This window comes from Desulfurellaceae bacterium, assembly GCA_021296095.1.
Taxonomy (GTDB): Bacteria; Desulfobacterota; Binatia; order Bin18; family Bin18; genus JAAXHF01.
Genome location: JAGWBB010000048.1, coordinates 42971 through 44555, shown reverse-complemented (window position 1 = coordinate 44555; position 1585 = coordinate 42971). Strand labels below are relative to the sequence as shown.

2 protein-coding genes are annotated in these 1585 nt (G+C 54.5%); one reads left to right on the top strand and one right to left on the bottom strand.

What is annotated here, in order from left to right:
• The first annotated feature begins 123 nt into the window (after positions 1 to 123).
• Positions 124 to 300 (top strand): hypothetical protein, encoded by a 177-nt coding sequence (locus J4F42_12885; GenBank protein MCE2486405.1) that lies wholly within the window; start codon positions 124 to 126, stop codon positions 298 to 300.
• A 781-nt stretch (positions 301 to 1081) separates the two neighbouring features.
• Here the strand turns inward: J4F42_12885 and J4F42_12880 are convergent.
• A complete protein-coding gene (locus tag J4F42_12880) occupies positions 1082 to 1501 on the bottom strand; it encodes a hypothetical protein (protein MCE2486404.1) in 420 nt (139 codons plus the stop codon).
• Positions 1502 to 1585: the final 84 nt, after the last annotated feature.

Below are 1585 nucleotides of genomic sequence, written 5' to 3'. Positions count from 1 at the left end.
GGCGTTCACCCCCGCCGAATGTGCCCGCTACCTCGCCCATGCCGGCTATGAACCGAAATAGGGTGAAAATGCTCTAGCGCTCCTTTCAGCGTTCTATTAATCCACATTACTCAGGAGGAGTGTATGACCGTTGGAGATTGGTTTGCCGCTGGTGTTGGTGGTGCGGTGATTCTTGGCCTCATATATCTTGTGGTGAATTCTGATGCGGTGGATGATGACCTCCGTACCAGTTATCTGCCGTCAGAAGATGCCATGAATTACCGGCTTCCCGGTTCTTTTGAGACAGGGAAACGACGTTAATCTTTTACTCTCCGTCAAAAGGCGGAGAGCTTTCCGCCCGTATCCGACCGGTTATGTCTGGGGCGTATACTTTCTCGTCCTTACAACGACTGCTCTTGCTTTTCCTCGGTGTCATGCTTATCTTCCTGTCCCCTGCCAATCCTCTCCAGGGAAATCACGCAGGGAATCAGAAAGGAGTATGTTACATGACACTCAAAGAACTAGGCCGTTTGGGTAACGACCTTCCGATGCCTGGTCGCCACTTGGTCGCTCCACTCGTCTTCCCCTTTCCGCCCACTACTAAACGAGGAAGAGAGTTGAACAAAGTGACGACCGTAGCACAAGCCGGAGCGGCTGTTGGGTACGGGATTGCGGCAGCGAAAGGTTTGACAGCTGTCGGCGTCCTTGCTGCGAAGGGCGCTGGTTTTGGTTCTGCTGCTGGGCCGGTTGGGGCGGTTGTTGGAGCAACCGTTGCCGTGGCCGGCTATGGCGTGTACAGAGCCATGACGAGCTGACGTTTTCGTCCCCGGTCTTTTCCTTGCGCGACAAGAAAAAGACTTGCATACATTCCAACGTTTCCCGGTGCCTTTCGACTGCCGGCATTCGCTTCTTGAGACTTCCTACACCCGCTGGAGAATTGACCGTCCCTCACGAGTTGGCTACTCCGGACTTCTGGAGATAGGTGTGGAGGTTAGAGCATTTTCAGCGATTTCCGATGCGTCGCACTCCCAGGTTGCCCGTCCGAAGCAGCCCCTGATGACGGCGCCCAGCCGGCCATGACTCAAGATAGCGTGAAAATGCTCTAGCTGGCAGGAAAGAAGTATGGTTCTAGGATGTAGTGCGCCACTTTCCACAGTTGATCGTGTGAGAAAATAACCGCATCGCCCGTTGGTGGTGTCACCGCGATTTGACACCGTATGTTCTCCACATCCCACTGTGTTCTGATGGCGTACTCCCGCCCCGGATGAGAGAGAACGTGGATCACGTTCCCCCTTAGCTCGAATCGGCATTCTTCCGTGCCGCTCGCATGCGAGCAGTCCACGGTGATGACTGAGGTGTTTTCGTCTACCGGTATTCGGTAGTTTTTCCCCCAGCCCCGATTTTGAGACTCTTTGTCTATTCTCTGTACATCCTCTCTGATGAGTCTGCACAGGTCTGTAAACAGGAGCCTCATATCGCATTTGGCCCGTTCGGTAATCCAGTTTGGATGTTCCTGTGCCATGCTTTTCTCTACCAGCTTTTCCTCGCTTTCACTTGCCGGGCGTGGCTATGCGTGGCCCGCGCGCATGGCTGCCCGGAGGGTCGC